This is a genomic window from Limimaricola pyoseonensis, from assembly GCF_900102015.1.
Taxonomy (GTDB): Bacteria; Pseudomonadota; Alphaproteobacteria; order Rhodobacterales; family Rhodobacteraceae; genus Limimaricola; species Limimaricola pyoseonensis.
This window is the reverse complement of the sequence record NZ_FNAT01000011.1, coordinates 1-16,867: the sequence shown is the minus strand read 5'-3', so window position 1 is coordinate 16,867 and position 16,867 is coordinate 1. Positions and strand designations below refer to the sequence as shown.

The 16,867-nt window shown below is 69.9% G+C and carries 19 protein-coding genes; 12 read left to right on the top strand and 7 right to left on the bottom strand.

From position 1 onward, the window contains the following. Positions 1-110 precede the first annotated feature (110 nt). From BLT43_RS17065 to BLT43_RS17050, 4 genes are all read right to left on the bottom strand, one after another. Positions 111-1,085 (bottom strand): flagellar motor protein MotB, encoded by a 975-nt coding sequence (locus BLT43_RS17065; protein WP_090114847.1) that lies wholly within the window; start codon positions 1,083-1,085, stop codon positions 111-113. A gap of 89 nt (positions 1,086-1,174) precedes the next feature. Then, the gene (locus tag BLT43_RS17060) at positions 1,175-1,639 is read right to left on the bottom strand and encodes a Ros/MucR family transcriptional regulator (RefSeq protein WP_090114846.1); all 465 of its coding nucleotides are present in this window, start codon (positions 1,637-1,639) and stop codon (positions 1,175-1,177) included. Positions 1,640-1,775: 136 nt separating this feature from the next. Then, on the bottom strand, positions 1,776-2,030 hold the full coding sequence (locus BLT43_RS17055; RefSeq protein WP_090114845.1) for a MucR family transcriptional regulator: 255 nt from the start codon (positions 2,028-2,030) through the stop codon (positions 1,776-1,778). Then, positions 2,027-3,088, bottom strand: a complete 1,062-nt coding sequence (locus BLT43_RS17050; RefSeq protein ID WP_090114844.1) for a hypothetical protein — start codon at positions 3,086-3,088, stop codon at positions 2,027-2,029. The genes BLT43_RS17055 and BLT43_RS17050 overlap by 4 nt, the downstream gene beginning before the upstream one ends. A 130-nt stretch (positions 3,089-3,218) precedes the next feature. Between BLT43_RS17050 and motA the strand changes: the two genes are divergently transcribed. The 5 genes from motA (at position 3,219) to BLT43_RS17025 (ending at position 7,192) form a co-directional block, all read left to right on the top strand. Next, positions 3,219-4,085, top strand: a complete 867-nt coding sequence (motA, locus tag BLT43_RS17045; protein WP_090114843.1) for a flagellar motor stator protein MotA — start codon at positions 3,219-3,221, stop codon at positions 4,083-4,085. Continuing rightward, entirely contained in the window at positions 4,082-4,321 is a 240-nt protein-coding gene (locus BLT43_RS17040; RefSeq protein ID WP_090114842.1) for a hypothetical protein, read from the top strand. Before motA ends, BLT43_RS17040 begins: the two co-directional genes overlap by 4 nt. After that, entirely contained in the window at positions 4,314-4,757 is a 444-nt protein-coding gene (locus BLT43_RS17035) for a hypothetical protein (RefSeq protein ID WP_090114841.1), read from the top strand. Before BLT43_RS17040 ends, BLT43_RS17035 begins: the two co-directional genes overlap by 8 nt. Positions 4,758-4,824: 67 nt before the next feature. Next, positions 4,825-5,922, top strand: a complete 1,098-nt coding sequence (locus tag BLT43_RS17030; RefSeq protein ID WP_090114840.1) for a carboxynorspermidine decarboxylase — start codon at positions 4,825-4,827, stop codon at positions 5,920-5,922. 34 nt (positions 5,923-5,956) lie between these two features. Beyond that, a complete protein-coding gene (locus BLT43_RS17025) occupies positions 5,957-7,192 on the top strand; it encodes a saccharopine dehydrogenase family protein (RefSeq protein ID WP_090114839.1) in 1,236 nt (411 codons plus the stop codon). A gap of 15 nt (positions 7,193-7,207) precedes the next feature. Here BLT43_RS17025 and BLT43_RS17020 read toward each other — a convergent pair whose 3' ends face one another. Then, positions 7,208-8,428, bottom strand: a complete 1,221-nt coding sequence (locus BLT43_RS17020) for an MFS transporter (protein WP_090114838.1) — start codon at positions 8,426-8,428, stop codon at positions 7,208-7,210. Between the two features lie 218 nt (positions 8,429-8,646). Here BLT43_RS17020 and BLT43_RS17015 point away from each other — a divergent pair, with 218 nt between their 5' ends. The 4 genes from BLT43_RS17015 (at position 8,647) to BLT43_RS17000 (ending at position 11,473) form a co-directional block, all read left to right on the top strand. Next, positions 8,647-9,054 carry a VOC family protein gene (locus BLT43_RS17015; RefSeq protein ID WP_090114836.1) on the top strand — a complete coding sequence of 136 codons (408 nt, stop codon included), beginning with the start codon at positions 8,647-8,649 and terminating at the stop codon, positions 9,052-9,054. A 78-nt stretch (positions 9,055-9,132) separates the two neighbouring features. After that, positions 9,133-9,711 (top strand): TetR/AcrR family transcriptional regulator, encoded by a 579-nt coding sequence (locus BLT43_RS17010; RefSeq protein WP_090114834.1) that lies wholly within the window; start codon positions 9,133-9,135, stop codon positions 9,709-9,711. A 15-nt stretch (positions 9,712-9,726) separates the two neighbouring features. Continuing rightward, on the top strand, positions 9,727-10,755 hold the full coding sequence (locus BLT43_RS17005) for an NADP-dependent oxidoreductase (RefSeq protein ID WP_090114832.1): 1,029 nt from the start codon (positions 9,727-9,729) through the stop codon (positions 10,753-10,755). 34 nt (positions 10,756-10,789) lie between these two features. Beyond that, on the top strand, positions 10,790-11,473 hold the full coding sequence (locus BLT43_RS17000) for a type 1 glutamine amidotransferase domain-containing protein (RefSeq protein ID WP_090114830.1): 684 nt from the start codon (positions 10,790-10,792) through the stop codon (positions 11,471-11,473). Between the two features lie 69 nt (positions 11,474-11,542). Here BLT43_RS17000 and BLT43_RS16995 read toward each other — a convergent pair whose 3' ends face one another. Beyond that, positions 11,543-12,535, bottom strand: coding sequence for an aldo/keto reductase (locus tag BLT43_RS16995; RefSeq protein WP_207497632.1), 993 nt, complete (start codon positions 12,533-12,535; stop codon positions 11,543-11,545). A gap of 152 nt (positions 12,536-12,687) precedes the next feature. Here BLT43_RS16995 and BLT43_RS16990 point away from each other — a divergent pair, with 152 nt between their 5' ends. Genes BLT43_RS16990 through BLT43_RS16980 form a run of 3 tightly spaced genes read left to right on the top strand, consistent with a single transcriptional unit; the run spans position 12,688 to position 15,783 of the window. Continuing rightward, positions 12,688-13,557 carry a putative selenate ABC transporter substrate-binding protein gene (locus tag BLT43_RS16990; protein ID WP_090114828.1) on the top strand — a complete coding sequence of 290 codons (870 nt, stop codon included), beginning with the start codon at positions 12,688-12,690 and terminating at the stop codon, positions 13,555-13,557. Beyond that, positions 13,557-14,237, top strand: coding sequence for an ATP-binding cassette domain-containing protein (locus BLT43_RS16985; protein ID WP_090114826.1), 681 nt, complete (start codon positions 13,557-13,559; stop codon positions 14,235-14,237). The genes BLT43_RS16990 and BLT43_RS16985 overlap by 1 nt, the downstream gene beginning before the upstream one ends. Position 14,238: 1 nt before the next feature. Next, positions 14,239-15,783 carry a PhnE/PtxC family ABC transporter permease gene (locus BLT43_RS16980; RefSeq protein WP_242652336.1) on the top strand — a complete coding sequence of 515 codons (1,545 nt, stop codon included), beginning with the start codon at positions 14,239-14,241 and terminating at the stop codon, positions 15,781-15,783. A gap of 119 nt (positions 15,784-15,902) precedes the next feature. On the opposite strand, the gene BLT43_RS16975 is transcribed toward BLT43_RS16980, so the two are convergent. Next, positions 15,903-16,832 carry an electron transfer flavoprotein subunit alpha/FixB family protein gene (locus BLT43_RS16975; protein ID WP_090114824.1) on the bottom strand — a complete coding sequence of 310 codons (930 nt, stop codon included), beginning with the start codon at positions 16,830-16,832 and terminating at the stop codon, positions 15,903-15,905. Between the last annotated feature and the right edge of the window lie 35 nt (positions 16,833-16,867).

Genomic DNA, 16,867 nt, shown 5'->3' with positions numbered 1-16,867 from the left:
GGGGATGAGCGCGAAATGAGGCCGAAATGGGGCAGCTTGGTCCCGATTGCCTCAATGCCGCCACGACGTGGCGGAACTGCACCGCCGGCCGATCGGGGCGGCCCGGCCGCTCAGGGCCGGGCCGGCTCGGTCATCGAGGGCTCGGGATACTGCAGCAGAACGCCGATGCGGCGGTTCTGCGGCGCCTCGGGCCGGTCGGGATAGAGCGGCACCGTGTCGGCCAGGCCCGAGACCCGCGCCATGCGGTCGGGCGAGATCCCGGCCGCGACCAATGCCCTGCGGGTGGCGTTGGCGCGGTCGCTCGACAACTCCCAGTTGCCGTAGCCGTCCTGCCGTGCGAATCGCAGCGAATCGGTGTGCCCGGAGATCGCGAGATCCTGCGGCATCTCGCGCAGCGCCTCGCCGACGATCTCGATCAGCGCCTGGGTATGCGGCACGATCCGGGCCGAGCCGGTGTCGAACATCGGCCGCTCCTCCTCGTCGAGGATCTGCATCAGCAGCCCCTCGGCGGTGCGGTCGAAACGCAGGTTGTCGCTGATGCCGGCGAGCTCGGGCGTGGCAGCGATCTTGGCCTCGATCTCGGCCTCGATGCGGTCGAGATCGGCGTCGCGCTCGACCCGGCGGGCCTGCAGTTCGGCGGCGGCCTGCGCCATGCGCTCGGCCTCGATCTGCTCGGGGCTCGGCGGCGCGTCCTCGGCGGGCAGGTATTCCACCACCACCTCGGGCGGCTGGTCGCGCATCCGGCTGTCGAAGGCGGCGAGCGGGTCGGCGGCGCCGAAATCGGGCATGTCGGGCTGCGGCGGCAGCCCCTCCGAGGCGGACATCTGCCCGTCCAGCTCGACCAGCTGGCCCTGCAGCATCCCTTGGCTGCCCCCGCCCTGCAGGGGCGACAGGCTGGGGGTGAAGTACTCGGCCAGCCCCTCGAGCTTTTCCTCGTCGGTGGCGGCGATGATCCACAGAAGCAGGAAGAACGCCATCATCGCGGTCATGAAGTCGGCATAGGCCACCTTCCAGCCGCCGCCGTGATGATCGTCATGGTGGTCGTCGTCGTGCTTCTTGATGATGATCGTCTGACCGCCAGCCATGCCTGCCTATCCCAGCCTCGTGCGGGCCGGGTTCGCGCCCGGCCTTGCGTCATTGCCAAAACGGCCGCGCCGGGCGCGGCCCGCCCCGATCAGGAGACGCGCTCGCCCTTGCCGGGCACGCCGCCGCCGGTCCGGGCGTATTTGCCGAAGCCGACCTCCTTGGCGTAGCTCGCCTTGCGGCGCGAATAGCTCGGCGCGACCAGCGGCATGTCCTCGGGCAGGCCGAAGGCGGTGCGGTACTCGGCCTCGGTCAGGCCGTGCTCGGCGCCCAGGTGCCGCTTGAGCATCTTGAAGCCCTTGCCGCAGCACAGGCAGTACACCTTTTCCTCGGTGACCGCCTTGTCGAGCGGCAGCGCCGGCGTCAGCCCGCCCGGGGCGGGCGCAGTGGCGGCCGGCGTCGCGGCGGGTTGGGTTTCGGTCTCCACCTCGAGGCCCAGCTCCCGGCTGAGCTTGGCGACCAGCGCGACGATGTCGTCGGAATCGACGTCGGGGCGGGCGGCATAGGAGGCGACGATGGTACTGAGAAGGTCGGTTTTCGAATTCGATTTGGTCATGTTCTGCCCTCTGGTGCGGGGACCTCATGCGCAACCGGGGGCAGATCTGGCCCCGGGCGGCACGGCGTCGAATTCTTCGACGGGCTACGACTTATCCTTGCACGTAGCCGGGGAATTCTCAACTAGTCTTTCCCAATCATGGATAAATTTGGGCACGTTTTCGCGCATAATTGGGCGCGGCCATCGGATATTCCGGCGGAAGCCCCCATTTGCGGCGATATTCCTCGGGCGTCAGGTTCAGCCGCTCGCGCAGGTGGCGGCGCAGCAGCACCAGCTTCCGGCCGGTCTCGAGGCAGATGATGTAGTCGGGCGTCACGCTGGTCTCGACCGGCACCGCCGGCCGCGGCCGCAGCCCCCGGCCGGAACCGTCGCCGGCACCTGTGCCACTCATGGACGCGCCTCCGCCGCGCCGGCGGCCAGCGCCGCCAGCCCCTGCTGCGGCGGGGCGGCGGTGACGGCGTGCTCCTCGGGCGTGGCGAAGGGGTTCCAGGCGGCGGCGAGTGAGCCGCTGACCAGCACCACGCCAACCGCGATCAGCGCCGCGCGCATCGCCCGACCGGGCGCCCAGCCCTCGGCCACCTCGACCATCGGCGCCTCGTCCGGCTCGGCCGCCTCGGGCGGCACGGGGCCGAGCGGCCGCACGAAGACCGCGCGCGGCGTGACCGTGATCTGGGCGGCATGCGCCTCGTGGCGGAACATCTCCGCCAGCGCCTCGGGGAACCGGTCCTGCGGGATGTCGATCTGCAGCGACCGCCCCGGCCGCCAATGCTCCAGCGTCTCGCGCGGCAGCGCGAAGCGGCCGAGATCCTCGCTCAGCCCGACCTGATCGACCGTCACCGGCTTATCGGCACCGGGTGCGCCGGGCGCGATCTCGACCCGGACCCGGCCACCCTGCCCGTGGATGCGCCCCTCGACGATCCGGCCGTCGCGCCGCTCCGGGTCGCTGGCCGGGGCGTAGCCCTCGGGAAACTGGCGCGGCTCGGCCGGCAGGCTGCGGCGGCTGCCGGGGCGTTCGGCGACGCGCGGCAGCGCCGCGGCCTCGGCCTCGTCGGAGGCGCGGCGCAGCGCCCGCTTGCCGACCACCAGCTCGGGGTCGAGCCCCTCCTCGCGGGCGAAGCGGTAGTTGATCGCGTAGTCCTGCGCGCTTTCGCCCAGCCCCTCGGTCGCGGCGGCGAGCGCCAGGAGCTGCTGTTCCTGCGAGAAACGGGTGCGGCGCGTGGCATAGCCCTCGACCTCAGGCACGACCGCGAGCTCGTCTGGCGCGAGACCGAGCCCGAGGCGCAGCGTCTCGAGCACGCGCGCGGATTCCTCGCCGTGATGCACGATCAGGTCGCAGCGCCCGGTCTCGTCGAGACAGACCAGAAGCTGCATGCCCTCGGGCCAGTCGCGCATCACGCCGCGCAGACTGTCTTCTTCGAGAAAGTAGGCGAGGGTCTCGACGCTGCTCATTTCATACACCGATCGTGCAATCTTGGGAACTATCCTTGTTTATGCTTGAAACGGTGTCAATTATCCTTATCCCAATTTCCCCATAGCGCATGGCGATCGTGTCGTGCGAGCCAAAGCGGTGGAGTGGGCGATGACACTGATCATTGGTCTTCTGATGGTGTTCGGTCTGGTGTTCGGCGGCTTCATGCTATCGGGCGGCAACATGGACATCGTGATGCACGCCCTGCCCTTCGAGGGGATGATGATCGGCGGTGCCTCGCTCGGCGCCTTCGTGATCGCCAACTCGATGACGGTGGTGAAGCAGTCCGGCGCCGGTGTCCTGAAGGTGATGAAGGGCCCGAAATGGAAGAGCCAGCACTATGAGGCGCTGCTCAACCTGATGTACGAGCTGACCCGGCTCTACAAGATGAAGGGCATCCTCGCGCTCGACGAGCACATCGAGAAGCCCGCCGAAAGCTCGATCTTCCAGCGCTACCCCGAGATCCTGAAGGACCACTTCGCCACCGAGCTGATCACCGACAGCTTCCGCATGCTGGCGATGCAGTTCGACGATCACCACCAGACCGAGGAGGTGATCAACCGCAAGATCAAGAAGCACCACAAGGAGTCGCTGGGCGCGGTGGGCGCGATCCAGGCCATGGCCGACGGCCTGCCGGCGATCGGCATCGTCGCGGCCGTTCTGGGCGTGATCAAGACCATGTCCTCGATCGACCAACCGCCGGCGGTGCTGGGCAAGATGATCGGCGGCGCGCTGGTCGGCACCTTCCTCGGCGTGTTCCTCGCCTATTGCATGGTCGCCCCGGTCTCGGGCCGGCTGAAGCAGATCGAGGAGGAGGACGGCGCCTTCTACGCGATCATCCGCGACATCTTCGTCGCCATGGTGGCCAACCACCCGCCGAACATCTGCGTCGAGATCGGCCGCGGCAACATCCCGACCAACAAGCAGCCCGACTTCTACAAGGTCGAGGCCGCACAGAAGGAGCTGCCCGCGGCATGAGGCGCGCGCTGATCGTCCTGCTGGCGCTCTGGCCCGGCCTGACCCTGGCCGCCGGCGAGGCGCCGGAGAAGGACAAGGGCAAGGCCGACAAGGGCGACAAGGCCGAGGCGGAGGCCGAGATCGACCCGCTCGCCCCCTACCCCGTGCTGCCGCCCCCCGCGATGCACGGCTTTCCACCCGAGATCCTCGAACGGGTACGTGCCGCGCTGGTCGCGATCGAGGGCAAGGATGGCTGACCGCCGGGTCCGGGCGCTGGCGCTTCTGGAGCGGCTCGGCCGGCTCGAGGTCGAGGCGCGCGTGACCGAGCTGCAGAGCCTGCACGCCCGCATGGACGAGCTGCAGGCGAAAAGCCGCGAGACCGGCGCGGCGCTCGAGCGCGACGGCCATATCGTCTCGATCGAATCCGCGCCCTATGTCGGGGACTACATCCGCAGCGCCCGGGCCGAGATCGGCCGGCTCGACCAGGCCCGCGCCGCGCTGGAGCCGGAGGCCCGCGCGCTCGAGGACGAGATGCGCGACCGCTTCCGCGAGATGAAGACCCACGCCAAGCTGGCCCAGCGCCTGGAGGCGCGCCACGCCGAGGCGCGCGCCGCGCAGGAGGCCGCGCAGGCCGAGGAAAGCGCGCTGCAGCGCTGGATGCGGCTTCGCGACGCGGCGCAGGGAGGCTGTTGAGCCTCGCGCGCGGGGTCACTATATCGCGGGCTTCACGAAGGTTTCACCGCCGCCACGGAGCCCCGCCATGCCGCGCACGCCCTACTACCTGATCGACAAGCAGGCGCTCCTGCCCAACCTCGAGAAGATCGCCCGGCTGCGCGAGCTTTCGGGCGCCAAGTCGCTTCTGGCGCTGAAATGCTTCGCCTCGTGGTCGGTGTTCGACCTGATGAGCCAGTACATGGACGGCACGACCTCGTCCTCGCCCTTCGAAGTCAAGCTCGGCCACAGCCGCTTTCCGGGCGAGACCCACGCCTATTCGGTGGCCTGGGACGAGGCGGACATGGCGGAGGTGCTCGCCAACTCCGACAAGATCATCTTCAACACGATCGGCCAGCTCGAGCGGTTCGGAGAGGCGGCGAAGGACCATGTCCGCGGCCTGCGCGTGAACCCCGGCATCAGCTCCTCGAGCTTCGACATCGCCGACCCGGCCCGCCCCTTCTCGCGGCTGGGCGAGCACGACCCCGAGGCCATCGCCCGCGTCACCGACCGGGTCTCGGGCTTCATGTTCCACAACAACTGCGAGAACGCGGATTTCGACCGCTTCGACGCGATGCTCGGCCATATCGAGGACCGCTTCGGCCACCTGATCAAGCGCATGGAATGGATCAGCCTCGGCGGCGGCATCCACTTCACCGGCGAGGGCTACCCGCTTGAGAAGCTGGCCGAGCGGCTCAAGCGCTTTGCCGACGACTACGGCGTGCAGGTCTATCTCGAGCCCGGCGAGGCGGCGATCACCAACTCCACCACGCTGGAGCTGACGGTGCTCGACACGCTCGACAACGGCAAGAACCTCGCCATCGTCGACAGCTCGATCGAGGCGCACATGCTCGACCTGCTGATCTACCGCGAGAGCGCCAAGGTGCACCCCGACACCGGCGATCACGAGTGGATGGTCTGCGGCAACTCCTGCCTCGCGGGCGACATCTTCGGCGAGTTCCGGTTTGAGGCGCCGCTGAAGCCCGGCGACCGCGTCTCGATCCGCGACGCCGCGGGTTACACGATGGTCAAGAAGAACTGGTTCAACGGCGTGCGCATGCCCGCCATCGCGGTGCGCGAGCTCGACGGCACGGTCAACACCGTGCGCGAGTTCGGCTATGGTGACTTCGAAGCCGCCCTGTCCTGAGGTGCGGCGCAACACGAAAGGAGGCTCGAGGGTCTTGAAGAAGAACGTCCTCATCATCGGCGCCGGTGGCGTCGCCCAGGTCGTGGCGCACAAATGCGCCCAGAACGCCGACCTGCTCGGAGACATCCACATCGCCTCGCGCACGAAGGCGAAATGCGAGGCGATCCTCGCCAGCGTCCGTGAAAAGGGGGCCCACAAGACCGACGGCGCCCTCGAAGCCCACGCGGTGGACGCGACCGACAGCGCGGCCGTGGCCGCGCTGATCGACAAGACCGGCGCGCAGATCGTCATCAACGTCGCCTCGGCCTTCGTGAACATGCACGTGCTCGAAGCCTGCATCGAGACCGGCGTCGCCTATATCGACACCGCGATCCATGAAGAGCCCGACAAGATCTGCGAAACCCCGCCCTGGTACGGCAACTACGAGTGGAAGCGGAAGGAACGCTGCGCCGAAAAGGGCGTGACCGCGATCCTCGGCGCCGGCTTCGACCCGGGCGTGGTCAACGCCTATGCCCGCCTCGCCATCGACGAGTACATGGACGAGGTGAAGTCGATCGACATCGTCGACATCAACGCCGGCTCCCACGGCAAGTACTTCGCCACGAACTTCGACCCGGAGATCAACTTCCGCGAGTTCACCGGTACGGTCTATGCCTGGCAGAACGGCGAATGGACCTCGAACGAGATGTTCGAGGTGGGCCGCGACTGGGACCTGCCCGTCGTCGGCACCCAGCGCGCCTACATGTCGGGCCATGACGAGGTGCATTCGCTCGCGACCAACTACCCCCATGCCGACGTGCGCTTCTGGATGGGCTTCGGCGAGCACTACATCAACGTCTTCACCGTGCTGAAGAACATCGGCCTGCTGTCCGAGCAGCCGGTCAAGCTGGCCGAGGGGCAGGAAGTCGTGCCGCTCAAGGTGGTGAAGGCCTGCCTGCCCGACCCGTCGAGCCTCGCGCCGGAATACACCGGCAAGACCTGCATCGGCGACCTGGTGAAGGGGACCAAGGGCGGCGAAGAGGTCGAGGTGCTGGTCTACAACGTGGCCGACCACAAGGAAGCTTACGAGGAAGTGGGCAGCCAGGGCATCTCCTACACCGCCGGCGTGCCGCCGGTGGCCGCGGCGATGCTGATCGCCACCGGCGAGTGGGACGCGCGCGAGATGCGCAACGTCGAGGAAATGGACCCCAAGCCCTTCCTCAAGGTGCTGAGCGAGATCGGCCTCGGCACCTGGGTCCGCAAGGACGGCGTCGAAGAGCGCCTCTACTGACCGGGCCTGGGCGGCCTAGCGCCGCCCGCCCGCCAGCTGCGCCGCCTCCGGCAGGCGGCGCAGCACAAGCATGGCCCCCGCGCCGATCACCGGCCCCGGCACCAGCACGAGGAAGGCCCAGCGCCAGCCGCCCATCGCCTCCGCCACCAGCGGCATGATCTGGATCGCCACCACGGTGAGCGCGAAGCCGATGCCGAGCTGCAGCGTGACCGAGGTCCCCACCAGCTGCGGCTTCGCAAGCTCGGTCACGGCGGCCGAGAACTGCGCGCTGTCGGCGACCACGGTGATGCCCCAGACCAGCGCCACCAGCGCCAGAAGCCAGCCCGGCCCGTCGTAGGCGAAGCCGATCAAGAGCGCCGAGGCGCCCGACAGCGCCATCATCCACGCGGTGGTCGCGCAGCGCCCGATCCGGTCCGACAGCGCCCCCGCCAGCACGCAACCCACCGCACCCGAGGCCACCACGAGAAAGGTGAGCATCGAGGCCGAACCCGTTGGAAACGGGATGATTTCCGCCTCCGCCGCCGTGGCGAAGGCAAGGAACCATGCCCACATGGCGTAAAGCTCCCACATGTGGCCGAAATAGCCGAGATTGGCGAGCATCACGCCCCGGTCGCGCAGCACGGCGAGGCTCTGGCGCGGGTCGAAGGTGGCGCGTCCGAAGCCGTGCGGGCCCTCCGAGAGGCCCAGCCCGAACAGCGCCGCCGCGAGGCCCGTGGCCGCCGTCGTGCCGATCACGACGGCGCGCCAGTCGAGCCCCTCGGTCAGCGCGCGCAGCAGGTGCGGCACCGATGAGCCGAGCGTCAGCGCCCCGATCAGGAAGCCGAGTGCCAGCCCGCGCCCGCGCGTGAACCACGTCGCCATCAGCTTGATCGCGGGCGGGTAGACGCCTGCCAGCGCCGCGCCGGTCACGGCGCGCGCCGCGATCGCCGCGCCCGCCCCCGGCTCCATGAGCAGCACCGCGTTGGCCAGCGCCGCGACGACGGCCGAGACCGCCATCAGCCGCGGCAGCGCCACGATGTCGGGCAGGTTGACGAGGCTCGCCGCCACGGCGCCCGCCACGAAGCCGAGCTGCACCGCGTTGGTGAGCCACGCCTGCGCGCCGGGGCCGAGGCCCCACTCGTGCACGAGGTCCGGCAGGATCGCCGTGGCCGAGAACCAGCTGGTCATCGCGCAGACCACGCCCGCGCAGATCAGCGCCAGCGCGCGCCAGCGCCCGGCCGCGACCGCGGCGGTCATGGGCGGGGCCCCGGCAACATGTTGCCTTGCAGGAGGAAACCGGAATGGCGGAACGAAAATGGAGGCTTCGTTCCGTGGCCTGTGTCGCGATCCGTCATGCACCTCTCCTGCTGCGCCGCGACCCTCGCGCGGCGCGCGGCCCGTGTCGAGAGGTCGCTGGACCCGGCGCGGGGGCTTTGGCATTCGGCTGGCAGACCCGACCCGGAAAGGAGGCCGCCATGGCCAAGATGATCCATTCGATGATCCGCGTGCGCGACGAGGCCCGCTCGCTGGAATTCTACGACAAGGCCTTCGGGCTGAAGGTCGCCCAGAAGCTCGACTTCGACGACTTCGCGCTGATCTACCTCTCGAACGCCGAGTCGAGCTTCGAGCTGGAGCTGACCGTCAACAAGGGCGAGCCGAAGGATTACGACCTCGGCGACGGCTACGGCCATCTCGCCGTCTCGGTCGAGGAGGCCGAGCTGGAGCCGCTGCACCACAAGCTGGCCGAGCTGGGCCACCAGCCGCGCAGCATCGTCGAGTTCCAGCCCGGCGGCGAGGTGATCGCCAAGTTCTTCTTCGTGGCCGACCCCGACGGCTACCAGATCGAGGTTCTGGCCCGCACCGGCCGCTTCGCCGACCTCTGAGCCATCGAGGGCAGCCCGCGGGCTGCCTTCGCGTCAGCACCTCTAGACGACCGGTCTAGTCGGCCCCATCTGGCGGCCATGAGCGAGACGCGAGACCATATCATCGCCACCGGCCGCCGCCTCGCGGCCCGGCGCGGCTACACCGCCGTCGGGCTGTCGGAGCTGCTGGCCGAGGCCGGCGTGCCGAAGGGCAGCTTCTACCACTACTTCAAGTCGAAGGAGGCCTTCGGCTGCGCGCTGGTCGAGGGTTTCGTCGAGGGCTACGGCACCGACCTCGCGCAGACGCTCGACGCGCCCGGCCGGCCAGCGCGCGACCGGCTGATGGCTTATTTCGCCCGCTGGCGTGCCAACCAGACCGGTGACGCGCCCGAGGCGCGCTGCCTCGTGGTCAAGCTCTCGGCCGAGATCGCGGACCTGTCGCCGGGCATGCGCGACATCCTCGACCGCGGCGTGGCGCGCATCACCGCCCGCCTCGCGAAGGCGGTGCGCGACGGCGCAGAGGACGGCTCGCTGCCGCGCCATGCCGAGCCCGAACGGATCGCCGAGACGCTCTACCAGATCTGGCTCGGCGCCAGCCTGATGGCCGCTCTTTCGGACGACGCCGCCCCGTTTGCCAGCGCCGAGGCCAGCACGGCCCGGCTGCTCGATCACCAATAACCAAGGAGACCTCAGATGCCGCAGAGCAACGAAACCAACCGCCGCTGGGTTCTGGCCGAACGCCCCAAGGGCGAGCCGAACGACGACACGCTGCGGCTCGAGACCGTGGACGTGCCCGAGCCCAAGGACGGCGAGGTCCTGCTGCGGACCGAGTTCCTCTCGCTCGACCCCTACATGCGCGGCCGGATGAGCGACGCGCCCTCCTACGCCGCGCCGGTCGAGATCGACCAGGTGATGGTCGGCGGCACCGTGGCCCGCGTCGCGGCCTCGAAGAACGACAACTTCGCCGAGGGCGACCGCGTCGTCAGCTTCTCCGGCTGGCAGGACTACGCCGTCTCCGACGGCACCGGTCTGATCAAGCTCGACCCGAACATGCCCAACCCCTCCTGGGCGCTCGGCGTGCTCGGCATGCCCGGCTTCACCGCCTGGGCCGGCCTCACGCAGATCGGCCAGCCGAAGGAAGGCGAGACGCTGGTGGTCGCGGGCGCGACCGGCCCGGTGGGCGCGACCGTCGGCCAGATCGGCAAGATCCTCGGTCTGCGCGTGGTCGGCGTCGCCGGCGGCCCCGAGAAATGCGCCCATGCGGTCGAGACGCTCGGCTTCGACGCCTGCGTCGACTACAAGGCCGCGAGCTTCGCCGATGATCTCAAGCGCGAGACGCCGGACGGCATCGACATCTATTTCGAGAATGTCGGCGGCAAGGTGCTCGACGCGGTGGTCGAACAGCTCAACACCAATGCCCGCGTGCCGGTCTGCGGCCTGATCTCGCAGTACAACGCCACCTCGCTGCCCGAGGGGCCGGACCGGATGAACTGGCTGATGGGGCTGATCCTGCGCAAGCGCATCACCATGCGCGGCTTCATCATCTTCGACGATTTCGGCCATCTCTACCAGGATTTCGCCAAGGAGGTCGGCCCCTGGGTCCAGCAGGGCCGGATCAAGTACCGCGAGGAGATGATCGACGGTCTGGAACAGGCGCCCGAGGCCTTCGTTGGCCTGCTGCGCGGCGAGGCCTTCGGCAAGCGGGTGATCCGCGTCGCCTGATCGGGCATCCGCACCACCACGGAAAGGAACGACCATGTCCAAGATCCTGATGATCCTGACCTCGCATGACCGGCTCGGCGACACCGGCGAGAAGACCGGTTTCTGGCTCGAGGAGTTCGCGGCCCCCTACTACGTCTTCAAGGACGCGGGCGCCGAGATCACGCTGGCCTCGCCGCAGGGCGGCCAGCCACCGCTCGACCCCAAGAGCGACGCCGAGGACGCGCAGACCGAGGCCACCCGTCGCTTCAAGGACGACAAGGACGCGCAGGAGCAGCTCGCCTCGACCCACCGGCTCGACGAGATCTACCCGTCGCAATACGACGCGGTGTTCTACCCCGGCGGCCACGGCCCGATGTGGGACCTCGCCGAGAACGCCGACAGCCGCCGCATCATCGAGGCGTTCTCGCAGTCCGACCGCCCGGTGGGCGCGGTCTGCCACGCGCCGGCCGTGTTCCGCCACACCCAGACCGAGGCGGGCGAGCCGCTGGTCAAGGGTCGCCGCGTGACCGGCTTCACCAATGGCGAGGAAGAGGGCGTGGGCCTCACCGACGTGGTGCCCTTCCTGCTCGAGGACATGCTGAAGGAGAAGGGCGCGGACTACCAGAAGGGCGACGACTGGGGCGCCTTCGTGGTGACCGACGGCAAGCTCGTCACCGGCCAGAACCCGGCCTCGTCCGAAGGTGCGGCCGAAAAGCTCCTTGAGCTGCTGAAGGGCTGAAGCCCTGTCCGATCGGGACAACGAGGCCCGTCCGCGCCCTGCGCGGGCGGGCCTTTCTCATCAGGGCTCCTACCAGCGGTCGTGCACATGCGGACGGATGCGGGCGTCGTAGATCTCTCGCACCCCGTCCATCAGCTCCTGCGGGATCACCGGCAGCCCGCTGGCCGCCGCGTTGGAGTTGGCCTGGTCGCGGTTCTTCGCGCCCGGGATCACCACCGTCACCGCCTCTTCCATCAGGATCCACCTGAGCGCCACCTGCGCCATGTTCGATTCCGCCGGCAGCAGGTCGCGGATCGCCGCGACGGCGTCGAGCGCGACGTCGTAGGGCACCCCGGCGAAGGTCTCGCCCTTGTCGAAGGCCGCGCCCTCGCGGTTGAACCGGCGATGGTCGTCCTCGGCGAAGCGCGTGTCGGGACCCATCTTGCCGGTCAACAGGCCGGAGGCCAGCGGCACTCGCACGATCACCGCCTTGTCGCGCCTTTTCGCCTCGGGCAGGAACAGCTCGGCCGGGCGCTGGCGGAACATGTTGTAGATGATCTGCACCGACTCCACGCGCGGATACTCGATCGCCTTCAGCCCCTCCTCCACCTTCTCGACCGAGACGCCGTAGCCACGGATCTTGCCGCGCGCGGCGAGGTCGTCGAGCGCGCCGAACACCTCGGGGCGGTAGTAGATCTCGGTCGGCGGGCAGTGCAGCTGCACGAGGTCGAGCCGATCGGTGCCGAGGTTCTTGAGGCTGCGGTCGACGAAGCCCTCCATCGCCTCGGGCGTGTAGCCGTCGGCCACGTGCGGATCGAGCCTGCGGCCGAGCTTGGTGGCCACGAAGGGCCGCTCGCCGCCGCGCTCGCGCAGCACCTCGCCGATGATCCGCTCGGACCGGCCGTCGCCATAGACATCCGCCGTGTCGATGAAGGTGACGCCCGCATCGAGCGCGGCGTTCAGCGCCGCCTTGGCATCGGCCTCGCTCACCTCACCCCAGGTTCCGCCGATCGCCCAGGCGCCGAACCCGATCTCGCTGACCTTGCGGCCGGTCCGGCCGAAACTGCGGCTCGCCATGCTCATTGCCGTCTCTCCTTCTGGCATGCGCCCCGCCACGGGGCCTTGCCGCAGAGCTAGACCGCCGCGCCCCGCGGTCCAAAGCCCGGCGGCATGATCGGGGGCTTCCACGAGGGCGGCGGCTGCCCTAGATGGGGGCAACCCGCAAGGAGACCCCCATGCCGACGACACGCATTTGCGCCCTCGTTCTTGCCGCGCTCGCGGCCCCCGCCGCCGCGCAGGACGCGCCGACGCTGTATTTCTCCGCGATCCCCGACAATGACGAGACCAAGCTCGAGGCCCGCTTCGGCAAGGTGGCCGACTATCTCGAAGAGGCGCTCGACGTGCCGGTCGAATACGTCCCGGTGAAGGACTACGCGGCTTCCGTCACCGCCTTTCGCAACGACCAGATCCAGCTCGCATGGTTCGGCGGTCTCTCGGGCGTGCAGGCCCGTCTCGCGGTGCCCGGCAGCCGGGCCATCGCGCAGGGCATGGAGGACGAGACCTTCGTCACCTATTTCATCGCCAATGCCGAGACCGGCCTCGCCGAGCCCGAGGACGGCAGCTTTCCCGAGGGCCTCGAAGGCCGCAGCTTCACCTTCGGTTCGCAAAGCTCGACCTCGGGTCGCCTGATGCCGGAATACCACCTGCGCCGCATCACCGGCGAGGCGCCGCGCGACCTCTTCTCCGAGGTCGGCTTCTCGGGCGATCACGGCCAGACGCTGCGGCTGGTGGCCTCGGGCGCCTACGATCTCGGCGCGCTGAACTACACGGTCTACGACGAGGCCGTGGCCGACGGCACGCCCGAGGCGGAGGCCACCGACATCATCTGGCGCACCCCGCCCTATCCCGACTACAACTGGACCATCCGCGGCGACGTGGACGATCGCTGGGGCGAAGGCTTCGCCGAGCGCGTGCAGCAGGCGCTGATCGCGCTCGACGACCCCGAGATCCTCGACAGCTTTCCGCGTTCCGGCTTCATCGCGGCGGACAACGACCTCTACATGCCGATCGAGGACACCGCGCGCGAGCTCGATCTGATCGACTGATGCAACCACGGCCGCTGGCCCGCTTCGAGGGCGAGACCCTGTCATGGGACGGGGCGCCCGTCCTGCACGACGTCACCCTCTCGCTCTGCGAGGGCGAGCGGCTGGTCCTGCTCGGGCACAGCGGATCGGGCAAGAGCACGTTGCTGAACGCGATCCGCCTGAAGCTCGAGGCCGCCCGCCCCGCGCCGCGCATCGCGCTGGTGCCGCAGGATCCGGGCCTCGTGCCGCAGCTCTCGGTGTTCCACAACGTCTGGATGGGCGGTCTCGACGACCGCTCGGCCGCCTACGGTCTGCTGACCCTGCTGCGCCCGCCGGCGCGCGAACGCGCCCGCCTCGCGCCGGTGATCGAGCGCGTGGGGCTTTCGGGGTTCGAACGGCGGCGCGTCGCCTCGCTCTCGGGCGGGCAGAAGCAGCGCACCGCTCTGGCCCGCGCGCTGATGCGCGGCGGCGCAGCCCTGATCGCCGACGAGCCGGTCTCGGCGGTCGATCCGCGCCAGTCCGGCGACCTGCTGGCCGCGCTCTCCGACCGCTTCCCGACCATGGCACTGGCGCTGCACGACCCGGAGCGCGCGCGGGCGCTGGCCACCCGCATCGTCGGGCTGAAGGCGGGGCGCATCGTGTTCGACCGGCCCGCCGCCGAGCTGTCGCTGCCCACCCTGCACGCGCTCTACGGGCACTGAGGTGGCGCGCGCGGCCCCCGCCCCGCCGCGCCGCCTGCGCGCCGGCCGCGTGCTCGCCGGCTTCGGCCTGCTGACGCTCGCGGCGCTCTTTTTCGCCGATCTCGACCTGTCGCGCCCCGACCCGTGGATGACGCTGCAGCGGATCGGCGCGGGGCTGTTGTCGCCCGACCTCTCCGACCCCGGCGGCCTCGCCTATGCGGCTGCCTTGACCGTGGCCTTCGCGGTCTGCGGCGTCTTCGCCGGCGCGGCGGCGGGTTTCCTTCTCAGCTTCGGCTACGGGCTGCGGCCGGTGCGGGCCTTCTGCATCCTGATCCGCTCGGTGCACGAGCTGTTCTGGGCGCTCCTGCTGCTCGGCCTCACCGGGCTCGGGCCGCTGACCGGCGTGCTTGCCATCGCCCTGCCCTATACCGGCATCTTCGCCAAGGTCTTCGCCGAATACCTGACCGAGGCCGACCCCGCCGCCGCCCGCGCCCTGCCCGCCGGCACGCCGCGCCTGTCGCGGCTGCTCTGGGCCCGACTGCCGCAGGCGCTGCCGGAACTCGGCGCCTACACGCTCTACCGGCTGGAATGCGGGCTGCGCTCCTCGGCGGTTCTGGGCTTCGTCGGGCTGCCGACGCTGGGCTACCTGCTCGAGACCGATTTCCGGCAGGCGCAATACGGCGCGGCCGCGAGTGCGCTCGGAGTCTACCTGCTGCTGATCCTGCCGATCCGGCACTGGATGCGCCTCAAGCTCGCGCCGCTCTGGCTCGCCGCCTCCGCCTGGCTGCTGGCGCGCCATCCCAGCCCGCCGATGGGCGACGGCGCGCTGATGCGGTTCCTGTCGGACCTCACCCCCGCGCCGCTGCGCCACGGCGACTGGGCCTCGGCGCAGGGCTGGAGCGACCTCTGGCCCTGGCTCGACAAGGTGCTGATCGAGCAGGCCCTGCCCGGCCTCGTCGCCACGCTGGTCCTGTCGCAGGTCGCACTCGCCCTCGCCGCCCTCGTCGCCGCCACCGGCTTTCCGCTGATCGTGCGCCGCGTCACCGGGCGCCTAGGCGCGCTGCTGGGCCACCTCGCTCTGGTGCTGGCGCGCTCGATCCCGGACTACATGCTGGCCTTCCTGATCCTGCAAATCACCGGCCCCTCCATGCTGCCCGCGATCCTCGCGCTCGGCCTGCACAACGGCGCGATCATCGCCCACCTGCTCGGCCGGCAGGGCGAGGCGCTGGTGCCGCGCCTGCGCCCGGACGCGCCGCGTGGGCTAAGGCTCGCGGCGTGGGAGCTGCTGCCACGGCTGTCGGGCAACTTCTTCGCGCTCTGCCTCTATCGCTGGGAGATCATCGTCCGCGACAGCGCCATACTCGGCCTCTTGGGCATCGCCACGCTCGGCTTCTACGTCGACGCCGCGGTGCAGGAATTGCGCATCGACCGGGCGCTGCTCCTGCTGCTGGTCTCGGCGCTGCTGACGCTCGGCATCGACGCGCTGTCGGGCTGGATCAGGGCACGGATGCGGCTCTCGGCGCCGGGCATGCGGCGGGCCGAGCCGGAGGCGGCGGAGGCCGCCTGACGCGCCCGGTCCCGGCCGCGCTTCTTGCGTATTTCCAAAGAAAAGTAGGCCCGGCACGAGAAAGGCCCGGCGCGGGGGCATCCCGCGCCGGGCCTCGGCTCGTCCGCGCGGCGCGCGGCTCAGAGCTTCTCGGTGAGCTCGGGCAGCGCGGTGAAGAGGTCGGCGACGAGGCCGTAATCGGCGACCTGGAAGATCGGCGCCTCCTCGTCCTTGTTGATCGCCACGATCACCTTCGAGTCCTTCATCCCCGCGAGGTGCTGGATCGCGCCGGAGATGCCCACCGCCACGTAGAGCGACGGCGCCACCACCTTGCCGGTCTGCCCGACCTGCCAGTCGTTCGGCGCGAAGCCCGAATCGACCGCGGCGCGGGTGGCACCGACCGCCGCGCCGAGCTTGTCGGCCAGCTTCTCGATCAGCGCGAAGTTCTCCTCGGAGCCGACGCCGCGGCCGCCCGAGACGACGATGCCGGCCGAGGTGAGCTCGGGGCGGTCGCTCTCGGCGAGCTTGTCCTCGACCCAGCTCGACAGGCCCGGATCGGCCGCCGCGGCGACGTCCTCGACCGAGGCGCTGCCGCCGTCGCCCGCGGGCTCGAAGCCGGTGGTGCGGATGGTGATGACCTTCACCGCGTCGCGCGAGCGCACGGTCTGGATCGCGTTGCCGGCATAGACCGGGCGGTCGAACGACCCGTCCTCGTGCACCGCCAGCACGTCGGGCACGATCATCACGTCCAAGAGCGCCGCGACGCGCGGCATGACGTTCTTGGCGTCGGTGGTCGCGGGCGCCGCGATCACCTCGAAGCCCTCGGCCATCTGCGCCACCAGCGCCGCGACCGGCTCGGCTAGGCGGTGGCTGTAGAGCGCGTCCTCGGCGCAAAGGACCTTCGAGACACCCTCGAGCGTGGCGGCGGCCTCGGCCGCGCCCTTGGCCTTGGCGCCGACGCAGAGCAGCGTCACCTCGCCGAGCTGCCTTGCGGCGCTGAGCGCGCGCGCGGTGGCGTCGCGGTTCAGCTCGCCATCGGTGACCTCGGCCAGAAGCAGGACAGCAGCCATCACACCACCCCCAGATCTTTGAGTTTCTCGACCAG